Genomic DNA, 20,298 nt, shown 5'->3' with positions numbered 1-20,298 from the left:
CACAGTCGGACACCCTACGCGCGGAGTCGTTCGAGACCGGAGGGAGGCACCCGGCCTAGCCTGGGAGCGTGATCACCGAGCCCCGCCCGCTGCGCTTCTGCGCGTTCGTCATGAACACCGCCTCCCACATCCAGCACGGCCTCTGGCGCCACCCCGACGCCCGGCAGCACGAGTTCGACGACGTGCAGCTCTGGATCGACCTCGCCCGGACGCTGGAGCGCGGCCGCTTCGACGCGATGTTCTTCGCCGACGTGGCGGGGCTCTACGGTCCGGCGGACGGCGACTGGGACGTCAACGCCCGCGAGGGGCTGCAGCTGCCCAGCAACGACCCGTCCGTGCTGCTCTCGGCCCTGGCGGTGAGCACCGAGCACCTCGGCTTCGCGTTCACGAGCTCGGTGCTGCAGTCGCATCCGTTCGACTTCGCCCGGAAGGTCTCGACCCTCGACCACCTCTCGAAGGGGCGGATCGCCTGGAACATCGTCACCAGCGCCCTCGACGGCGCGGCCCGCAACTTCGGCTACGACCGGCTCGAGGAGCACGACGAGCGCTACGCCTGGGCGCAGGAGTACCTCGACGTGGTCTACAAGCTGTGGGAGGGCTCGTGGGACGACGGTGCGCTCCTGCGCGACAAGAGCGGCTCCTTCGCCGACCCGTCGCGCATCCACCGCATCGACCACGTCGGGAAGCGCTACCGCGTGCAGGGGCCGCACCTCTCGGCTCCGTCGCCCCAGCGCACGCCCGTGCTCTTCCAGGCCGGCTCCTCCCCCGCGGGCCGGCGCTTCGCCGCGCGGAACGCGGAGGCGCAGTTCGTGTTCTCGGGGTCGCCGGAGAAGACCCGCGAGCTGATCGAGGACACGCGGGCCCTCGCCGCGGCGGCCGGTCGCGGAGCGGGTGCGCCCTCCTTCTACCTGGGGCTCTCCTTCATCACCGGCGACACGGAGGAGGAGGCGCGCCGCGCTGAGCGCGAGATCGACGAGTACCTCTCCTCCGACGCCTTCCTCGTGCACTCGAACCTCGGCTTCGACCCGGCGACGGGCGAGAAGCTCGACCCCGACCTGCCGCTCTCGGCGATCGAGACCTACGCCGGCCAGAGCCACCTGCAGTGGATCCGCGACGCCTCCCCCGACCGCGAGCCGACCGTCCGCGATCTGGCCCGGCTCTCGGCGAAGCTGCGCGGACGGGTCGTCGGCACACCGGAGCAGATCGCCGACCACCTGGCGGGCTGGCGCGACGCGGGGATCGACGGGATCAACGTCGTCAACTGGATCCTGCCCGGCAGCTACGAGGAGTTCGTCGACCGGGTGATGCCGGTGCTCCAGGAGCGGGGCCTCGCGCAGACCGAGTACGCCGAGGGGACGCTGCGCCGCAAGCTGTTCGGGACGGACGAGCTGCCGGCGACGCACCCGGCGCGGGCGTACCGCGGGGCGTTCGCGGGCTGAGCCGTCGCGGGCCGGGCTCTGCGCGTCCGCTGCCCCTGCACGGGCCGCTCGCCTCGCCCCGCGCCCTCCGTCGGGCGGGGGATGCGAGGGCGGGTGCGGCTCCGTAGCGTCGAGGGATGATCCAGACCTGGGGAGTCCTGACCGCGCTGTACGGAGTCGTCGTGACGGCGGTCGCGGTGCTCGCGATCGTGCTGCTGGTGCTGCTGTGCCGCCTGGTGCTCGCCGCGCGCGAGAACCTGCAGGCCTCGACGAGGCTGCGCGAGCTGCAGATCGAGCGGATGCTGCTCGAGGACGAGTAGCGGACGCGCGACGCCGGCCGCGATCAGGTCCTCGGCGAGGAGCAGTCGCGGCCGACGACGCGCGGTCCGGTCACGGCAGAGCGGGTCGCGCCTCCGGGCGGGGCGCCCGCGGGATGAGCAGGCCGAGGGCGACGGCGATCAGCGCTCCGATCGCGCCGATCACGAACGTGGTCTCGAAGCCCTGCGAACTCGGCAGCTGCACGTCGCCGACCGACACGGTCAGCTGCGCGAGCACGCCCGCGGTCACGGCGGAGGAGAGCGTCGTGCCGAGGGTGCGCATCAGCGAGTTCAGCCCGTTCGCGGCGGCGGTCTCCGAGGCGGGGACGGCGTGCATGATGAGCGTCGGCATCGCGGCGTAGGCGAGGCCCAGGCCGACCCCGATGAGGGCGTTGATCACCAGGATCTGCCACACCTCGCCGCCGAACGGGAGGATCAGCAGGTACGAGACCGCGATCAGCCCGGAGCCGGCGATCAGCACGAGCCGCGGCCCGGACTGCGCCGAGAGGCGGGCGGCGAGCGGGGACGTCGCCATCATCGCCAGGCCCGAGGGCGCGAGCACGAGGCTCGCCACGATCAGGCTCAGGCCGAAGCCGACGCCCGACGCGGCCGGCAGCTCGAGGCGCTGCGGCAACGTGATCTGGGCGCCGAAGAACGCGAAGCCGACCGCCACCGAGGCGAGGTTGGTGAAGAGCACGGCGGGGCGGGCGGCCACCCGGAGGTCGACGAGCGGGCTCTCCTGCCGCAGCTCGTACCAGCCCCAGAGGAGCAGGACGGCGATGCCGCCGAGGCCGGAGCCGAGGATCGCGGGGCTCGTCCAGCCGGAGTCGTTGCCGCGCGAGACGGCGATCAGCACGCCGCTCAGCCCGAGGGCGAGGCCGATCGTGCCGACCACGTCGAAGGTGCCGGGCGAGCGCAGCGTCGACACCGGCACGACCAGGAGGACGAGGACGATGTCGAGGACGCCGAGGCCCGCGGACATCCAGAACAGGACGTGCCAGTCGGTGTTCTGCGCGATGAGGGCGCTGAGCGGCAGGCCGAGCGCGCCGCCGATGCCGAGGGTCGCGCTGACCAGGGCGATCGCGCCGGGGAGCCGGTCGCGGTGGAGGGTGTCGCGGAGGATCGAGATGCCGAGCGGGATGACGCCCATCACCGCGCCCTGGAGGGCCCGGCCCACGACCAGCGTCCACACGTCCCCCGCGAAGGCGCACACGATCGAGCCGATCACGAGCACGACCAGCGCGGCCACGGCCATCCGCCGCTTGCCGTAGAGGTCGCCGAGGCGGCCGGAGACCGGGGTGAGGATGCAGGCGCTGAGCAGCGTCGCGGTGATCACCCACGCGGTCTCGGTGCGGTCGGCGCCGAGCAGCGTCGGCAGCTCGGACTGGATCGGCACGACCAGCGTCTGCATGAAGGAGGCGCTCATCCCCGCGAAGGCGAGGACGGCGGTGATGAGGCGCGGGTCCGGCGAGCGGGTCAGGGAGCGTCTGTCGGAGTCGGGCACGGCTGTCCTTCGTGTCGGCGGCGGACGCGCACCCGGACCGCAGCGGCGGGCGGGCCGTCGTCGGCGGGATCGTATCGCTCGGCTCTGCTTTCGACCGGCTCGGGGCTCAACAGCACGGGCCGCCGCTTTGTTCCCTCCTCCTCCTTCCCGCGCGCGTCGGGCAGGACGAGGATGGGCGGATGATCGACATCGAGAGCTGGATCGCCGGCTACGAGAAGGCCTGGGCCACGGACGACGCGGCCGACGTGGCCGCACTGTTCACCGAGGACGCCGAGTACTTCACGGCGCCGCACCGCGACGCGATCACTCCGCGCGACGCGATCGTCGAGTGGTGGCTGGCGGAGGAGGAGCCCGCCGACCCGACGTTCGCGTGGGGCCTGGTCGCGCTGACGGAGGAGACCGCCGTGGTGGAGGCGCGCACCGTCTACCCGGGCGACCGCACCTACCTGAACCTCTGGGTCATCCGCTTCGCCCCCGACGGGCGGGCGCGCTCGTTCACCGAGTGGTACATGGAGGAGCCGGCCGACTCCGTGTCCTGACCCGCGGGAGTCCGCAGGCAGCGGCGAGGAGCCCTCAGCGGCGCCAGGTCAGAGCTGCGCGGCCGCGAAGGTGTCGCAGCTGGTGGCGTCGCCCTCGAAGCCGGCCTGGAACCAGCGCTGGCGCTGCTCGGCAGAGCCGTGCGTCCACCCCTCCGGATCGACGGTGCCGGTGGCCTGCTCCTGGATGCGGTCGTCGCCGACGGCGGCCGCGGCGCCGAGCGCGTCCTGGTACTCCTGCGCCGTCACCGGCTTGAGGTAGGGCGTGCCGGTCTCGTCGGGCACCGTCGAGGCGTCGCCCACCCAGGCTCCGGCGAAGCAGTCGGCCTGCAGCTCGAGGCGCACCGAGTCCGACTCGGGGCCGGTGCCGGAGCGGTCCGCCGACTCCATCGCGCCGGTCAGGTTCTGGATGTGGTGGCCCCACTCGTGGGCGAGGATGTACATCTGCGCGAGCGATCCGCCCGAGGTGTCGAACCGGGTGCGCAGCTCGTCGAAGAAGTCGGTGTCGAGGTAGATCGTCCGGTCCGGCGGGCAGTAGAACGGGCCGACCGCGGCGGTCGCGCTCCCGCAGCCGGTAGTGGTGCTGTCCTCGAACAGGTCGACGCCGGTCGGGGTCGTGTAGGCGACTCCGAGGGTCGGCGTCTGCTCGCCCCAGTAGCGGTCGAGCGACTCGGCCGCACCCTCGAGGCGGCAGTCGACCTGCGTGTTCGCGTCGGCGCCGCTGTCGCAGGCCACCGCGGTGGAGGTGACGCCCTCCGGCGAGGACCCGCCTCCGCCGAACACCTCGCCGAGGCCCGAGAGGTTCACGCCGAGCAGCTGCGAGAGCAGCGCGAGCACGACCACGCCCACCGCGCCCCCGCCGACGGCGATGCCGGTGGTGCGGCCGCGACGGCGGACCTTGCCGCCGCTGAGCTGGGAGTCGTCGTTGAAGGTCATGCCGACGAAGCTAGCGCTCCGCGGACGGGCTCCGCTCGGGCTTGCGGTCAGCCCCAGCGCGACTCGCTGGCCGAGCGGATGATCTCGAGCAGCGCCTCGCGCAGGGGGCCGTGCTCGAGCGAGCCCGGGAACATGTCGACCTCGAGGCGGTGCGCCCGGCGCCAGGCCTCGCCGCCCGCGTCGGTGAGCGCGACGAGCTGCCGGCGGCGGTCCGACGGATCCGTGGTGCGCGAGACGTGGCCCTCGCGCTCGAGGCGCTCGATGGTGCGCGACATGGTCTGCACCTCGACGTGGGCCGCGGCGGCCAGGTCCTTCTGCGCGACGGGACCCACCTGCAGGAGGTGCAGCACGATCAGGCCGGCGTGGGTGAGGCCGATCTCGGCGAGGGCGCCGTGCCAGGCGTGCTCGACCATCCGGGAGGCGGTGGAGAGCAGCCGGCCGGTGGGCCAGTCCTCCATCCCGGAGGCGTCGTCCGCGCGCATCTGATCAGGGTAGACCCGCTCCCGGGGCACGACGGCGCCGGGCGCGGGACGCTCAGGCACGGGCGCCCGAGCATCCCGGCCGCGAGGTGCGGACCGCCCCGCCCGTCAGGACGCGAAGCGGTCCGTGGCCTCGATCAGCGCGTCGAGGATCCCCGGCTCGTCGAAGGCGTGGCCCGCGTCGGCGATCATCCGGAAGTCGGCCTCGGGCCAGGCCCGGTGCAGGTCCCAGGCGGTGAAGGCCGGGGTGCACATGTCGTAGCGGCCCTGCACGATGACGGCCGGGATGTCGCGGAGGACACCGGCGTCGCGGATCAGCTGCCCCTCCTCCAGCCAGCCCCTGTGCACGAAGAAGTGGTTCTCGATGCGGGCGAAGGCGAGCGCGAAGACGGGATCGGACCAGTCCGCGATCAGCTCCGGCTTCTGCAGGAGGGTGATGGTCGACGCCTCCCAAGTGGTCCAGGCGACACCGGCGGGGCCGTGCACGGCGGGGTCCGCGTCGTGGAGGAGGCGGTAGTACGCCTCGATGAGGCTGCCCCGCTCGCCGGCCGGGACGACGGAGGTGTAGCCCTCCCAGAGATCCGGGTAGACCGCGGCGGCGCCTCCCTCGTAGAACCACTCGAGCTCGGCGCGGCGGAGGGTGAAGATCCCGCGGAGGACGATCTCGCTGACCCGCTCGGGGTGGGTCTCGGCGTAGGCGAGGGCGAGGGTCGAGCCCCAGGAGCCGCCGAGCACGAGCCAGCGCTCGACGCCGAGGTGCTCGCGGAGGCGCTCGATGTCGGCGACGAGGTACCAGGTGGTGTTGGTCGAGAGGTCGGCCTCCGGCTCGCCGGCGTGCGGGGTGGAGCGGCCGCACATCCGCTGGTCGAACAGCACGATGCGGTACTTCTCGGGGTCGAACAGCCGGCGGTGGGCGGGCGAGGTGCCGGCTCCGGGGCCGCCGTGCAGGAACACGACGGGCTTGCCCTCGGGGTTGCCCGAGACCTCCCAGTAGAGCGAGTGGCCGTCGCCGACGTCGAGCATGCCGGAGTCGTGGGGCTCGATCTCGGGGTACAGAGTGCGCATGGCCCGCACCCTACCGACTGTCAGGGTCGCGGTCCGCGAGGCGGGCGGCCCGGCACAGGAGAGGCCGGGAGCGCCCGCGTCCACCCGGCGCACCCGCCTCCCGCGGTCGTTACTGTGGAGCGGACCTGCACGCCCCCGTCGAAGGAGCCCCCCATGCCCACCACTGTGCGCGGCGTCATCGCCCGGTCGAAGGGCGCTCCCGTGGAGCTCGTCGACATCGTCGTCCCCGACCCGGGCCCGGGCGAGGCCGTGGTCGACATCGAGACCTGCGGCGTCTGCCACACCGACTTCCACTACCGCGAGGGCGGGATCAGCGACGACTTCCCCTTCCTCCTCGGTCACGAGGCGGCCGGACGGGTCAGCGCGATCGGAGAGGGAGTCACCCACGTCGCGGTCGGCGACTTCGTGGTCCTCAACTGGCGCGCGGTCTGCGGCGAGTGCCGGGCCTGCACCCGGGCCGAGCCCTGGTACTGCTTCGACACCTTCAACGCGACGCAGCGGATGACCCTGGAGGACGGAACCGAGCTCAGCCCCGCCCTCGGGATCGGGGCCTTCGCCGAGAAGACCCTCGTGCACGCGAAGCAGTGCACGAAGGTCGATCCGGAGGCGGACCCCGCCGCGGTCGGCCTGCTCGGCTGCGGGATCATGGCCGGCCTCGGCGCGGCGATGAACACCGGGAACGTGACGCGCGGCGACTCCGTCGCGGTCATCGGCTGCGGAGGAGTCGGCACGGCCGCCGTGGTCGGCGCCGCTCTCGCGGGCGCCGGCACGGTCATCGCGATCGACCGGGACCCCAAGAAGCTGGTCGCGGCCGAGAAGCTCGGCGCCACGCACGTCATCGACTCCAGCGGCCTCGACGAGGCGGGCGTCGTCGCCGCCGTGCAGGCCCTGACGAACGGCTTCGGAGCGGACGTCGTCATCGACGCCGTGGGCCGCCCCGAGACCTGGCGCCAGGCGTTCTACGCCCGCGACCTCGCCGGGACCGTGGTGCTGGTCGGGGTGCCGACTCCCGAGATGACGCTCGAGATCCCCCTGCTCGATGTCTTCGGCCGCGGCGGATCGCTGAAGTCGAGCTGGTACGGCGACTGCCTGCCGGAGAGGGACTTCCCGATGCTGACCGGCCTCTACCTCCAGGGCCGCCTGCCCCTGGACGAGTTCGTGAGCGAGCGGATCGGGATCGAGGACATCGAGGAGGCCTTCGCCACGATGGCCGGCGGCGACGTGCTCCGCTCGGTGGTGGTGCTCTGATGGGCGCGCGGATCGAGCAGCTCGTCACGAGCGGCACCTTCAGCCTCGACGGCGGCACCTGGGACGTCGACAACAACGTCTGGATCGTCGGCGACGACTCCGAGTGCGTCGTCATCGACGCGGCCCACGACGCGGACGCGATCCTCGCGGCCGTCGGCGAGCGTCGGCTCCTCGCCGTGCTGCTGACCCACGGGCACGACGACCACCTCGACGCGGTCGAGGGAGTCCGCGCTGCGACCGGCGCCCCGGTGCTGCTCCACGAGGCCGACCGGATGCTCTGGGACGCCGTGCACCCCGGCACGGCCCCGAGCGGCGCCCTGGTCGACGGACGGATCGTGCCCGTCGCCGGCGTCGAGCTCGAGGTGCGGCACACCCCGGGCCACACCCCCGGCGCCGTCTGCTTCGTCGCCGAGGCGCTCGGCACGGTGTTCACCGGCGACACGCTCTTCCAGGGCGGGCCGGGGGCCACCGGCCGCTCCTACAGCGACTTCCCGACGATCATCGACTCGATCACGGAGCGCCTGCTGACGCTGCCCGCCGCGACGGTCGTCCGGACCGGCCACGGCGACTCGACGACGATCGGAGCGGAGGCGCCGCACCGCGAGGAGTGGATCGCGCGCGGGCACTGACCCGGGCGGGGCGGGCTCAGAGGCGGCCGGCCCGCCCGGTGCGGCGTTCTGCTCGCCCGAGTTGCCCGACGGGTGTGGGAGTTTCGCAACTGATGGTCGTGCTCTCTTGTTACCGTGAACAATCGCCGGTACCGTGCGGAGACCACACCGCAGGCGGGATCCCCCGTCCGCCCACCGGTTCGCTGCAGAACCCGAGAGGACACGTCGACGATGACGTCACGACCCCCGGGCGGAGGCAGGCGCTCGCGCCTGCTCGCCGCCACCCTCGCCGCCTCCGCGACGATCGCCCTCGCCGCCGGCTCCGCCGTGCCGGTCGCCGTCGCCGCGACAGCGGCGACCACCCCCGCGCAGAGCCTGCTCGCGGACTTCACCTTCGACACCGCCCCGAGCGGAGGCGCCTTCACCGACCGGTCGACCCGCGCCGCCGTGAAGGGGACGCCGACCCTCGTCGCCGGGCGCACCGGGCAGGGCAGCGCCGTGTCGCTGTCGTCCTCGTTCTGGCTCGACCTCACCGCGACCGACGGGCAGCCGCTGCTGAAGGGGCGCGACTCCGTCACCCTGTCGTACGACTCCAAGCCCGCCGCCGCGAACAACGTCGGCTGGTCGGTCTTCGCCGCTCGCTCGGCCGCGACCCAGGACTACGCCCAGGAGAAGTACGTCGGCGTCCTCGACAGGACGACCGGCATCACCGTCGAGCGGTACGCCAACAGCGGCGCCCGCGACGCGTCGGGCAACCTCACCGGCCCGAGCAGCACGGAGTGGAAGCACGTCGATCTCGTCCTGAGCGCCGGCACCGCCCGTCTCTACGTCGACGCGAAGCCCGTGGCCGTCACGACGGCCGGCCCCTCGCTCGCGACGGTCCTCGGATCGACCGGCGGAGTCCTTCAGGTCGGCAAGGCCAACTGGGGCGGCGGGGAGTACTTCACCGGACTCCTCGACAATCTGCGCGTCTACGACCGCGCCCTGACCGGGGCCGAGCTGGGCGCGACGAGCAGCACCGTGGCGACCGACCTGCGCGCCGCACTCGACGTCCCCACGACCGTGCTCGGCGACCTGCCCGCGCAGGTGCTCGGGAGCACCGTGACCTGGACCGCCTCCGGCGCCGGCGCCGCGCGCGTCTCCTCCACCGGCGCCGTGGACCTCGCGGGCCTCACCGCTCCCGTCGCCGTCCGCCTCCAGGCAGCCGTCGCCGGGCAGACCTACGCGTGGGACAGCACCCTCGCCGTGCCCGGCGGACGCATCGCCACCTCCGTCAAGACCGTCACCACGACGAACGGAGTGAAGGACGACCCGCTGGCCTACAACGACGACCGTCGCGCGGACTCGCTCTTCACGGCCGCACTGCCCGCCGGCGCGACCGCCTGGGAGCCGCTGAACCGCTCGCAGTCGATCCTCTCCGTCCTCAAGGACGGCGATCAGGCGCAGCGCCCGAACGCCCAGATGGGCTCGCCGCTGCTGTTCCGCTCGAAGGACGGCTCCCTCGGCGCGGTCTCGTCGCAGAACAACGCGACGGACTCGGTCTACCTCTGGAGCTCCTCCGACGGCCGCACCTTCCGCGACCAGCGCGTCCTCCGGGTCGCGCCGGGCTCGGTCGTGACCGACCCGCGGATCGTCTTCGACTCCGCCCTGGGCGTCTACAAGCTGTTCTGGACCGACCTGCTCACCACCGAGGGCCGCGTGACGCTGTTCACGGACCTGGCCTCCGGCACCGCTCCCGGAGCGACCACCCGCGCCGACGCCCGCGTCCCCGGTGTCCAGGGCTCGGGTCTCCCCGCCTGGTTCACCCAGGGCCAGGCCGGCGAGACCGCGCTGACCTCGACCGAGTTCGGCACGTTCTACCGCGAGTACGTCGACCTGAAGAACACCGGCGTGAAGGCGCTCAGCGGCTCCGTCGACTCCGGCGCCGGATCCGCGGCGATCGCCGCCGCGCTCCCGGGGCAGGCCGTGATGGAGTACAACGACGGCTCGACCAAGTCGCTCAACGTCGACTGGCAGGACGACCTGACCACTGCCGTCGACACCTCGCGTCCCGGCACCTACCGGGTCACCGGCTCCGTCCAGCAGGACCCCGAGGCGATGGTCAACGAGGCCCGCGCGGATCCGCACGTCTTCTTCAATGAGGACGACGGCTACTACTACCTCACGGGCTCGCACTACGGCCAGGACTCGCTCGGCCCGATCGAGGAGAGCTCCAGCTACCGCAAGATCGGCCTCAAGCGCTCGAAGACCATCGCCGGTCTCGACTCCGCTCCCGAGCAGATCGTGATCGACCCCGACGCCGGCACGCCCGGCCGACAGAGCCAGTACCCGAACACCTTCTACGGCTGGGGCGGATACATCTGGGCGCAGGAGTTCCACAAGATCAACGGCACCTGGTGGATCGTCGCCGGCATGAACAAGGGCTACGCGCCCGTGGGCGGCTGGTGCGACAACACCGTCCTGATCCCCTACACCGGGACCGACGCCTCGATCGCCGCGGGCGGATTCCTCGACCAGACGAAGTGGGGCGAGCCGGTCGTCCTCGAGGGCGCGGCCTTCGACGTCAGCTACATCGAGCGCCAGGAGAACGGCGCCGCCCAGGGCTACTGGGTCCTGCCCAACGGCGGCACGCTCTCGCTCGCCAAGGCGACCATGGGGCCCAAGGGCACCGTCCCGCTGATCTCCGGTGCGGTCAGCCGCATCTACGGCGAGAGCCAGCCGTGGGAGTCGGGCAAGCGCTCGCCGACCCCGTCCGACACCACCGAGGGAAGCGACCAGGGCATCGTCGAGGCGCCGTTCATCGTGTCGAAGGGGGGACGCCTGTACCTCACCTACTCGGGTGGAACGGTCGACAAGTACTACTCGCTCGGCCTGCTCACGGCCGACGCGAGCGCCGACCTCCTCAACCCCGCGACGTGGACGCAGACCGCGTTCCCCGTGCTGGACACCGAGGACACCTACCTGGGCCGCCTCGGCGCCGACGAGACGCAGTACTTCTCGCGCCAGCAGGCCGGCACCGGGCACAACTCGTTCGTCGAGGACGAGTCGGGCAACCTGCTCCTCGCCTACCACGCCCGCCCCTACCCGGACCCGCACACGGCGACCGACCCGCAGAACGCGGGCGGCCTGTTCGACTCGGACCGCAACACCTGGTTCAAGGGCGTCAACATCCGCGCGAGCGGCCGACTCGACCTCTCCCTCTCGAAGGAGCAGGAGGTGGCCTCGGCCAACCGCACCGTCACGGCGACGATCACCGTGAAGGCGCCGGCTGTGCCCGTCACCGCCACCGCCGCGGCTCGCTGCGTCGCGGGCAAGGTGGTGGTCACCCTGACCACCGTCAACAGGGCCGCGTCGACCGCCGACCTCCGCTGGAGCACCCTGTGGGGCGCGAAGACGCAGCAGATCGATGCGGGCCGGACCGCCTCGCTGGCCGTGACCACGCGGGCCGCCTCGGTCACCGCCGGGACCGTCCAGGGAGTCGCCACCGTCGGCAGTGCCTCCGCTCCCGTGAGCGCCGCCTACCCGGCGCTCCGCTGCGGATGACCTGACCCGCTTCCGCGAACGACGACGCCCGGCCGTCCCTCACACGAGGGCGGCCGGGCGTCGTCGTTCCGATCTGCGGTGATGTGCCGAACGACCGGGTCGCGACCCTCGATGATCTCTCGGCGGTGCCGCCGGCATCGCGGGAGGAGACCCACCGGATGAAGCGGCAGCGTCGCACGACCGCACCGTTGCGATCCACGAGTCACTCCTCATCGGGGGGGGGAGGTCGTCGCTCGACGAGGTACGGGGTGTCGTGAATCGGACTCGAATGGGCGAGCCGATCTGTCGCTTCTGCACGAACCGGCCCGCCCCTTCGGCATCGTCTCACTGGACGAGGCGTCCTCCGCCTCGTCCCAGGCGCGGTCGAGGTCCTCCTTCCTCCCTCGGATGAGGAGGAATCCGATGGCGACGGGCGAGAACGCCGTGACCGCGACGGTCAGGGCGAGGTTCGCGAGCCCGGCCCCAGCGGTCCCGTTCCGAGAACGATCTGGAAGTGGAACGCGAGAGAGAGGACGGCCCCGATCATGACGGCGCCGTCGGCGGCATGAATCAGGATCGCGCCACCTCGCGCACGACGCAGGGTGAAGGGGCGGCAACGGCCGGCGTGGAGTCGCCGGAGCCCTGAGCGGCGACTGGTGCTCCGCGGGGGCGTCGTCACGGGCGAGCCGTGCCTGAGCGCGCGCCGGCGGCGAGCTCGCACAGCTCGTCGGGATTCGCGTCGGCAGTGCCTCCGGCTGCGGTCTGCCTCGTGATCCTGAGCGGGTGTGACGCGGTCACGAGCGAGGGGACCGCGAGGCCGGGACCTGCCTGCGACCCGGCGCGTCGGATCCCCGGATCGACGCCGAACAGACTCGACGCGCCCGCGCAGGCGCTCGGCTCGTCAGCGGGACAGCAGCGCGACGTGGATCTCCTCGGCGAGGAGGTCCAGTGCTCTGGCGTGGGACGCCAGGAAGGCCCGGCCGTCGCGCGTGATCGAGAAGCGCTCGATGCGCTGCAGCGGGGTCCTCCTGCCTCTCTCGAGGAGCACCAGACCGTGGCGTGAGAGCCGGAGGAGGCGCTTGCGCACCTCGACGACATCGACACGGTCGCCGGAGCGGTGGTCGAGAACCTGTCGGAGGCGGGACTCGTCGCGGTTCTCGCCGGTCGCGAGCGCGATCAGGATGAAGACGTCGGTGCTGCAGTCGAGCCCGCAGGCTCCGCAGCGGTTCGTGCACCGCGCAGGGCGTGCGAGGGACACGAGGAATCGATCGAGGCGCATCACGGGTGTCTCCTGGGGAACGGCGGTCTCCTGCTGCAACGGGAGGAAGGGGCTGGGCCGGTCACCGCCGGCGCGCGTCCGGGAGTCGCCTCAGGAGCGCTCCACGCATCAGCGATCGGCCCGGACAGCAGAATCCGGCCCGATCACCACCCCGGTCTGCAGCCGGTGGTGAGGTCGGCTCGGCGGAATCGTCGGGCGATCAGGGCCGTGGACCCACCCGTACCGCTCAGGGGGACTCAGGAGAGAGGGAGGGCGTTGCCGTTGATCAGCAGGAGGTCGTGTCCTCCGACCGCAGCTGCGCTGCCGGCCGCTCCGTCGTCCTTCTCCTCGGTGAGGGTGTGCGACTGCGCGACCTTCGTCAGCACGGGCCCGATGGTCGGGACCGTCCCGGTTCTCACTCTGTGGTGCATCTCGTCGGTCGTCCTTCTGAGGTGGCGGCACTGCAGGGCGGCGCAGTGCCGGTCGGGGGCGGGGCGACGAGGGAGCGGGCGATCGTGGCGCCCGCTCCCTCACCGTCTCAGCGGCAGCTGCGCGCCGGGTAGTCGACGCTCGTCTGCGTGCTGACCGTCTTCCCGTCGACGACGGCCCTCCCTGTCGCGGCCACCGACCCCGCGGGGATCGAGACCGCGCGGGTGGTGACGGCGCTCGAGGCGGACGCTCCCGGCGCGACTCCGGTCACGGTCTTCGAGCCGAAGGCGGTGACCGTCGTGATGTCCATGATCGAGCGGCTGTCGTTCTTGACCGCAGTGGTCAGGACGACCTTCCCGCTGACGCAGCGGGTCGACGCCGTGGCTGTCACGGTCAGCGGCGACGTGACGGTGACCTTCGCGGTCACAGTCCGGTACGCGGGTGCGACCTCCTCCGTCGGCGTCAGATCGAAGACCGGCCGGCCGTCGGCGGCGTAGTGGATGCGGGCGAGACGGGTGTCGCGGCCGTCACCCCCGACTCCGTTGCCCCAGGTGTGGTAGACGTACAGGTCGTTGCCGTCCTCGTCCTGGGTCACGGCTCCGTGGCCGGGACCCTGCTCGTAGGTGCGGTAGTCGACGACGCCGTCGGGCATGGGGACGCTCTGCAGGAGCGGGGCGTCGTACTTCGTCCAGCTCGCGATGTCGGTCAGGTCGCTGCCCTCCTCCGCCCAGGCGCCGCCCACGATGTACTTCGGGCTGACGGCGCTGCTGGAGTAGACGAGCGTGATCCTCCCGTTCCGCTGGATCGCGAACGCTCCCTCGGCCAGGCGGTCCTCGAACGTCAGCGAGGGCACGATGATCGGGGTCGGCTCGCCGATGACGCGGGTGGGGTTCGCGGGATCGACCTTGGCGATCCAGGTCGCCGGGTCGCTCGCTCCGTTGTCGACGTAGCGCTGGGACCAGGCGTAGTACGCGGTCCCACCGGACTCGAAGTAGCTCATGTCGAGGCTGATGTTGCGGCCCGTGCCGGGGCGTGCGAGGGCGCTCCCGTCGCTCTTCAGGACGGCGCGCGGCGCGCTCCAGTCGGAGGGGTTCGCGGGGTCTCCGCCGTCGCGCAGCTGCATGATGTGCGCCTGCACCGTGAACCACTGACCGCCCTGGTTCGACTGGTCGTTGTCCGGGTTGAAGCACGGGGCGAACAGGATCGAGAGCTTGCCGCCGATCTCGTGGATCTCGGGGGCCCAGTAGCAGCCCGCGATCACCTTGCCCTCGGCGGTGCGGTCCATCCGCGTGGTGCGGTTGAGGAGGTCCACCTCACGGGCGCGTCCACCGTTGTCGTCGCTGAGCTGGTCGATGCTGTCGGCGACCCGGATCGGCAGGTGCTGCGAGGCGACGTTGTTGTTGTTCGTGTCGTCCGTGGCGGTGAAGAGGTACTGCGTCTTCCCGTTGCGCTCGTAGCGGTGGATCGTCGGATCCGCGCGGTTGTAGGCGAACGGCTCGTTGTACTGCCGCTGGCGGACGGTCCCGGAGAGGTCGTACATTCCCGGGCCCTTCGCGGCGAGGTCGGCGAGCTGCTGCTGGTTCCAGTCGATGCCGAGGCTGCCGGTCGAGCCGTCGTTGTACGAGAGCTGCGCCTTCACTCCGGACAGGGCGGAGGTGTCGCCCTGATCGATCGTCTGCGGTGCGACCGAGGATCCGGTGTTGACCGTGCGGCCGAACCTCTTCGCGAGCGAGTCGGCGACGGAGCCGGAGACGGTCAGCGCGCCGCCCGGCAGAGCGTCCGCGACGCGGCCCGGGACTCCGGAGAGGTCGGGAGCGGCGACGGTGGCGGGGCTTCCTCCGAGGACCGCTCCGCGGTTCCCGTCGGTCACGACGACGCTGCGACGGCCGCCGTCCTTCGGCCAGAACGCCTGCGCACGGAGCTCGGTGCGGGCGAGATCCGTGACGGTCGTGTACTTCGCAGCCCCGGAGGAGTCCGTCCAGGAGACGAGGTAGCGGTTCTGGTCGGTGTCGTAGACCGCCTTCGGCCCGACGACGCCGCCGGTGGTGCCGAGGTCGATGAGGCCGAGCTCGGTGAAGTCGGACGCGGTGGCGTCCGTGGCCTTGAAGACCAGAGCGCTCGAGGTCCCGGTGCCGTCGGACGCGCCCGACTGCAGGACGCGGGTGGCGATCACGCCGACGGTGCCGTCGGCGAAGGTGAACAGCGCGGGGTTCGCGAGGCCGCGGGCGTCGGCCTTGTCGGTCCCGGAGAAGACGCCGTCGGCGAAGAGGACTCCCGAGTTGCCCGAGAGCGGTGCCGCGTCGGCGACGGACGAGCCCAGCGCCAGGTGGAGACTGCGGGCGACCGTGTCCTGGTTCGCCTTGTCGTCGCCGGTCGGCGTCCGGGTGTACGACACCACGGTCTTCGCCGTGGAAGCGCTGAGGACGGTGGTGCGGAAGGTCTTCGTCAGCGTGGTGGTGCCGACCTTCACGGAGGCGGTGAGCGCGAGCGCCCGGTCGGTCGCCGTGTCGTTCACGAGGCGGCCGCCGGACAGGCCGGCGCCGTCCGCACTCCACGACACGGTGTAGCCGGCGACCGTGGGCAGAGCGGTTCCGGAGGCGACGGTCGGCGGGACGACGAGGGCGGTGCGCAGGCGCGCCGTGGCGTCGGCCTCGGTGTCCGCGGCGACGGTGACACTGCGCGCGGTGCCGGTGGCGGCGGATCCGGCGAAGGTCGCGGTCGGGGTCAGGGTCACGGTGGCGTTCGCCGATCCGGGTGCCGGGCGGCGCACGGAGCCGTCGGTGCCGATCACCGCGGGGTCGCTGCTCGCCCAGGTGAGGACGGAGCCGCCCGCGCCGCGGGTCGGCAGGGGGAGGTCGCTGGTGACGGGTCCGGTGACGGCGATGGTCGCCGCGGCGGCGTCCGATGCGGCGATCGCGGCGGCGGCCGGAGCCGCGTCCTCGCGCACCTGGTCCTGGGTCAGGGCGGAGGAGTAGACGTGCACGTCGTCCATCGCCCCGGCGAAGAGGGGGTCGGGGCCGTAGAACGACTTGCCGAGGAGGCCGGAGAAGGCGGAGGTGCCGACAGTCGCCGCTCCGGTCGCGGAGGTCGGGGTGGTCTGGGCGAGCCGGCCGTCGACGTAGGTCGAGACGCTGACGCCGCTGCGCAGGACCACGGCGACGTGGCTCCAGCGACCGGTGGCGGCGGGACCGGAGTCGGCCGCACGCTGCTCCGAGCCGTTCTTCACGGCGCCGATCAGGTTGCCTCCGCACTGGGGCGTGGTGAAGAGGTACCGCTCGGTCGACTGCCCGAGCGCGTACGCCCAGCTGCAGCTCTGGTTCCCCTCCCAGCGCAGCCAGGCCGACATGGTCACATCGGTGGTGGCCGCCGTGGTCAGTCCGGGCGCGATCTCGGCGTAGGCGGCGGAGCTGCCCGCGGCACCGCCGGGGAGGCGCAGTGCGCGGTCGGTGCCGCCGCGCGGACCGGCGACGGTCGTCGCTCCGGTCCCGCGCACGGTGGCGGAGCGGCCGGCAGCGGAGTCGGTCAGGGTCGTGCCCGCGCCCACGGCGGAGCCGACAGCGGCGGACGAGGAGAAGTCGTAGGAGAGGACCGGGCTGGGCACCGCGGCCTGTGCGGGTGCCGCGCCGAGCGCAGCCCCTCCCGCTGTCAGGCTCGCGGCGACCAGGAGGGCCGTCGTGCGTCGGAACCGCATTGTTCGTCTACTTCCGTGGGAGAGGTGGATCCGGGGAGAACGGACACGGGGTCCGTGCTCCCTGCTCCGGTGGCCGGAGGCCCCGGAGCGAGAGGAGATCAGGGGAGGGGCGGCTCGGAGCCGCCCCTCCCCCTGTCACCGGCCTAGCGGCAGGTGAGCGCCGAGTACGGCGCGGCGGCCGTCCTGGTGCCGTTCGCGTCCTTCGAGGCGACGCTCACCTCGCCCGCGGCGACCGAGGTCGCCCGGGTGGTGAAGGCGGCGGACACGGACTTGCCGGGAGCGACCCCGGTGAAGGTCCTGCTCCCCCACTGCGAGCCGACGGTCATCTCGACCGTGGAGCCGCTCGTGTTGGTCCCGGTCGCGGTGACCGTCACCTTGCCGGCGACGCAGCGGCTCGAGGCCGAGGCCGTCAGCGACGGTCCGGGAGGAGCCGTGGCGGTGATGGTGGCGATGGCCGGAGTCGCCGCCGAATTGGCGAGCTGTCCGCGCACCTGCACGGTGTCGCCGGCCTTCTTCAGCGAGCTGAGATCGGCCGTCTCCCACGTCACGGCGACCGTCTCGCGGTGGCCGTCCTTGAACGTCGCGCCCACCGTGGCGGGCAGGTCGACGGTGGTCGATCCGGCCTGCACGGTCCGCGCCACGGCGTCGATCGAGGTCACCAGGAGCGACGGGTTCCACTTCGCGGCCAGCGCGTCGCGCTCCTTCGCGGTGATGGAGACGACGGATCCGTGGCGGGGCGACGTCGGCAGCGAGAAGCTGCTGGGGATCGTCCACTGGATGTCGCCCTCGAGCGAGTTCGTGCCGAGCGGGATGTAGCCGCGTCCGCCGTAGTTGTCGGTCCAGAGGAAGTACTTGTAGCCCGCCCGGTCACCCTCGTTGGTCTTGAAGATCTCGGGACCCTCGACCTCCGGCGTTCCGGCGGTGCGGCCGATGCAGGTGTCGATCAGGCTCCACGCGCCGGAGGCGGTGGTGGCCCGCAGGTTCGTCGACTTCTGTCCGATGATGTCGGGCGAGGGGCAGCCGCTGGTCTCGGTCGCCTTCGTGAAGCGGTAGTAGGTGTCGCCGTCCTTGAGCATCGTGGCGTCGATCAGCCCGTTGCGGCTGTTGAGCGAGGGGACGTCGGCGGCCTTGAACCAGACCTCGGGGGTGGTGAACTCCCGGAAGTCGCGGGTGGTGGAGGTGAGGATCTGGGGTCCGTTGCCGTCCTCGACGTTGCGGGTGCTGTCGGTGAAGAGGGCCGAGGTCCAGTAGACGACGTACGCGTCGATGGTGGGGTCGTAGGTGGCCTCCGGCGCCCAGGTCATGCCCGCGTTCGGCAGGTTGACCTCGACGTGGCGCTGCTGGCCCCAGTTGACGAGGTCCGTGGACTCCCAGATCTCGAGGTAGCGGCTGCCGCGGTTGGTCGAGCCGCCGAAGCCGGTGGTGCCGACGGAGAGGTCGGTGGCCATCAGGAAGAAGCGGTCGCCCTCCTTAGAGCGGAAGATGAACGGGTCGCGCAGGCCCTTCGTGCCCAGGGTCGAGGTGAGGATCGGCTGCGCGTCGTTCAGGGTCTTCCACTTGAGCGAGTCGTTGCCGTCGGAGGTCGCGAAGCGGATCTTCTCGCCCTCGATGCTGTCGCCGGTGAAGTACGCGAACAGGTACGCGTCGAGGTCGCTCGCGGCGACGGGGGCCGCGGCCGGAACGGTGCGCGTGAGGGTCCGGACGAGGGGCGTGGTGCCGGGGACGGTGATCGTCGCGGTGAGGGTGACGGTGGTGTCGGTGGACGGACGCGTGAGCGAGCCCTTGGCGACGACGTTCGGCGCGGTGCCCTTGTCGGCGGAGGTGATGACGGCCTCGTTCGACGAGGTCCAGGTCACCACGGCGCTGGCGCTGTTCGCGCGCGCGGCGGTGGTGGCGACGTCGGCTCCGGTCGAGGGCAGGTTCAGGCTGCCGCGCACCGGTCCGGCGAGGGCGGGATCGTTGGCGATGCCGTCGGCGACGGCCCGGGCGAGCTCGGCCTCGGCGCTGTCACCGGCGGCGTACGCCGGGACGGAGACGGTGGTCGCTCGGCCGACGACGGTGATGCCGCCGTGGACGGCGGTCGGGGTCAGCGTGACGGTGGCGTCCGGGCTGCCCGCGGCGGGCCGGGTGACGACGCCGCTGGTGCTGACGACGCCGGGGGCGCTCGACGTCCAGGTGATCGTGGAGCCGTTGGCGCCGGTCGTGGGGAGAGTGAGGTTCGAGGTGACGTTCGAGGTGTCACCGAGCGAGACGGCGGCGTCCTGGTTCGCGAGCACCGAGTGCACGGACGCGGCGCTCTGCTGCACCTGGCCGGCGGTGAGCGCGGAGGTCCAGACCTGCATGTCGTCGATCGCGCCGGCCCAGTAGGCGTCCGCGCCGTAGAAGGACTTGCCGAGGAAGCCGGAGAACGTGGAGGTGCCGATCGCCGAGGCGGCGGTGAAGGTCGTGCTGCCCTGGCCGACGAGGGTTCCGTCGAAGTAGGTCGAGACCGACTGGCCGCCCTTGACGACGACCGCCATGTGCACCCAGCGGTTCGCGGCGACCGGAGTGGTGCCTGCGGCCCGCACCTCGGAGCCGCTCTTGATCGCGCCGAAGCCGGCCGGTCCGCACTTCGTGGTGGAGAGGACGTGGGAGTCGACGCTGGAGCCGAGCGTGAAGGGCCAGGTGCAGTCGGGAGCACCGCTCCAGCGCAGCCAGGCGGACATCGTGACGTCCTGCGTGCCGGCGGGGATCAGGCCCGGGGCGATCCGGACATGGGGGGCGGCCGACGTGCTGGATCCGCCCGGGAGCGAGAGAGCACGGTCGGTGGAGGCGCCGGAGGGGCCGGCGACGCTGGTCGCGCCGGAGTTGATCAGGGTCCCGGGGTGGTTGCCCGGAGCGGAGTCGGCGACGACGGCTCCGTTGGCGAGCGTCGCGCCGATGCCGTCGAACGAGTACTGCAGCGCGGGAGCGGGGACCGTCTCGGCGGCACCGGCGGCCCCGATCGGTCCGAGGACGCCGCCGAGGCAGGCGATGGCGAGCGTCAGCGCGGCGCCCGCTCGAGGGAGGCGTGAGCGCCGGGTGCGCTCCTGCCGGGGGGTTCGTGACATGGGGGGTCCTTCAGGTGAGGGGTCGGAGGGGGAGGACGGAGCCCGCGCGATCGGCCGGCGGAGTGGTGAGTCCGGCGTCCGTCTGGCGGGGAGGGAATCGCCGGAAGGCGGCCCGGGACGCGGGCCTGGCGACCCGTGATCGGGAGGCGGAGGTCGACGTGGGTGCGAGGACGAGACGTCGCGCGCTGCGGGCGCCGA

At 72.3% G+C, this 20,298-nt stretch carries 14 protein-coding genes; 6 read left to right on the top strand and 8 right to left on the bottom strand.

What is annotated here, in order from left to right; all coding sequences use genetic code 11:
* Positions 1 to 110 precede the first annotated feature (110 nt).
* Together C5D66_RS10360 and C5D66_RS10355 are read left to right on the top strand one after the other, a co-directional pair.
* Positions 111 to 1,439 carry an NtaA/DmoA family FMN-dependent monooxygenase gene (locus C5D66_RS10360; protein WP_374953323.1) on the top strand — a complete coding sequence of 443 codons (1,329 nt, stop codon included), beginning with the start codon at positions 111 to 113 and terminating at the stop codon, positions 1,437 to 1,439.
* A gap of 116 nt (positions 1,440 to 1,555) precedes the next feature.
* The gene (locus tag C5D66_RS10355) at positions 1,556 to 1,738 is read left to right on the top strand and encodes a hypothetical protein (RefSeq protein ID WP_104224402.1); all 183 of its coding nucleotides are present in this window, start codon (positions 1,556 to 1,558) and stop codon (positions 1,736 to 1,738) included.
* 70 nt (positions 1,739 to 1,808) lie between these two features.
* Here the strand turns inward: C5D66_RS10355 and C5D66_RS10350 are convergent, their stop codons facing one another.
* Positions 1,809 to 3,239 carry an MFS transporter gene (locus tag C5D66_RS10350; RefSeq protein ID WP_258061326.1) on the bottom strand — a complete coding sequence of 477 codons (1,431 nt, stop codon included), beginning with the start codon at positions 3,237 to 3,239 and terminating at the stop codon, positions 1,809 to 1,811.
* A 179-nt stretch (positions 3,240 to 3,418) separates the two neighbouring features.
* Between C5D66_RS10350 and C5D66_RS10345 the strand changes: the two genes are divergently transcribed.
* A complete protein-coding gene (locus C5D66_RS10345) occupies positions 3,419 to 3,778 on the top strand; it encodes a nuclear transport factor 2 family protein (RefSeq protein ID WP_104255526.1) in 360 nt (119 codons plus the stop codon).
* Between the two features lie 48 nt (positions 3,779 to 3,826).
* On the opposite strand, the gene C5D66_RS10340 is transcribed toward C5D66_RS10345, so the two are convergent.
* The 3 genes from C5D66_RS10340 to pip all read right to left on the bottom strand — a co-directional run bounded on the left by C5D66_RS10340 (position 3,827) and on the right by pip (position 6,255).
* Complete coding sequence (locus tag C5D66_RS10340; protein WP_104224400.1) at positions 3,827 to 4,711, bottom strand: neutral zinc metallopeptidase; 885 nt, start codon at positions 4,709 to 4,711, stop codon at positions 3,827 to 3,829.
* Between the two features lie 47 nt (positions 4,712 to 4,758).
* On the bottom strand, positions 4,759 to 5,193 hold the full coding sequence (locus tag C5D66_RS10335; RefSeq protein WP_104255525.1) for a MarR family winged helix-turn-helix transcriptional regulator: 435 nt from the start codon (positions 5,191 to 5,193) through the stop codon (positions 4,759 to 4,761).
* A 105-nt stretch (positions 5,194 to 5,298) separates the two neighbouring features.
* Positions 5,299 to 6,255: a prolyl aminopeptidase gene (gene pip, locus C5D66_RS10330; protein WP_104226020.1), complete on the bottom strand. Its 957-nt coding sequence runs from the start codon at positions 6,253 to 6,255 to the stop codon at positions 5,299 to 5,301.
* Between the two features lie 153 nt (positions 6,256 to 6,408).
* Between pip and C5D66_RS10325 the strand changes: the two genes are divergently transcribed.
* The 3 genes from C5D66_RS10325 (at position 6,409) to C5D66_RS10315 (ending at position 11,654) form a co-directional block, all read left to right on the top strand.
* Positions 6,409 to 7,503: an S-(hydroxymethyl)mycothiol dehydrogenase gene (locus C5D66_RS10325; protein ID WP_104226021.1), complete on the top strand. Its 1,095-nt coding sequence runs from the start codon at positions 6,409 to 6,411 to the stop codon at positions 7,501 to 7,503.
* The gene (locus C5D66_RS10320) at positions 7,503 to 8,132 is read left to right on the top strand and encodes an MBL fold metallo-hydrolase (protein ID WP_104224396.1); all 630 of its coding nucleotides are present in this window, start codon (positions 7,503 to 7,505) and stop codon (positions 8,130 to 8,132) included. The genes C5D66_RS10325 and C5D66_RS10320 overlap by 1 nt, the downstream gene beginning before the upstream one ends.
* Before the next feature lie 210 nt (positions 8,133 to 8,342).
* The gene (locus C5D66_RS10315) at positions 8,343 to 11,654 is read left to right on the top strand and encodes a family 43 glycosylhydrolase (protein ID WP_104255524.1); all 3,312 of its coding nucleotides are present in this window, start codon (positions 8,343 to 8,345) and stop codon (positions 11,652 to 11,654) included.
* A gap of 880 nt (positions 11,655 to 12,534) precedes the next feature.
* On the opposite strand, the gene C5D66_RS10310 is transcribed toward C5D66_RS10315, so the two are convergent.
* The 4 genes from C5D66_RS10310 to C5D66_RS10300 form a co-directional block, all read right to left on the bottom strand.
* Positions 12,535 to 12,915, bottom strand: a complete 381-nt coding sequence (locus C5D66_RS10310; RefSeq protein ID WP_104340708.1) for a hypothetical protein — start codon at positions 12,913 to 12,915, stop codon at positions 12,535 to 12,537.
* Between the two features lie 233 nt (positions 12,916 to 13,148).
* Entirely contained in the window at positions 13,149 to 13,310 is a 162-nt protein-coding gene (locus C5D66_RS17165) for a hypothetical protein (protein ID WP_181067898.1), read from the bottom strand.
* Positions 13,311 to 13,429: 119 nt separating this feature from the next.
* The gene (locus tag C5D66_RS10305) at positions 13,430 to 17,011 is read right to left on the bottom strand and encodes a LamG-like jellyroll fold domain-containing protein (protein ID WP_104255522.1); all 3,582 of its coding nucleotides are present in this window, start codon (positions 17,009 to 17,011) and stop codon (positions 13,430 to 13,432) included.
* 143 nt (positions 17,012 to 17,154) lie between these two features.
* Positions 17,155 to 20,100, bottom strand: coding sequence for an immunoglobulin-like domain-containing protein (locus tag C5D66_RS10300; protein ID WP_104255521.1), 2,946 nt, complete (start codon positions 20,098 to 20,100; stop codon positions 17,155 to 17,157).
* Between the last annotated feature and the right edge of the window lie 198 nt (positions 20,101 to 20,298).

Source organism: Rathayibacter sp. AY1B4, assembly GCF_002932815.1.
In the GTDB taxonomy this organism is placed as follows: Bacteria; Actinomycetota; Actinomycetes; order Actinomycetales; family Microbacteriaceae; genus Rathayibacter.
The sequence above is the reverse complement of the archived record's forward strand: the minus strand, read 5'-3'. Positions and strand labels throughout refer to the sequence as shown.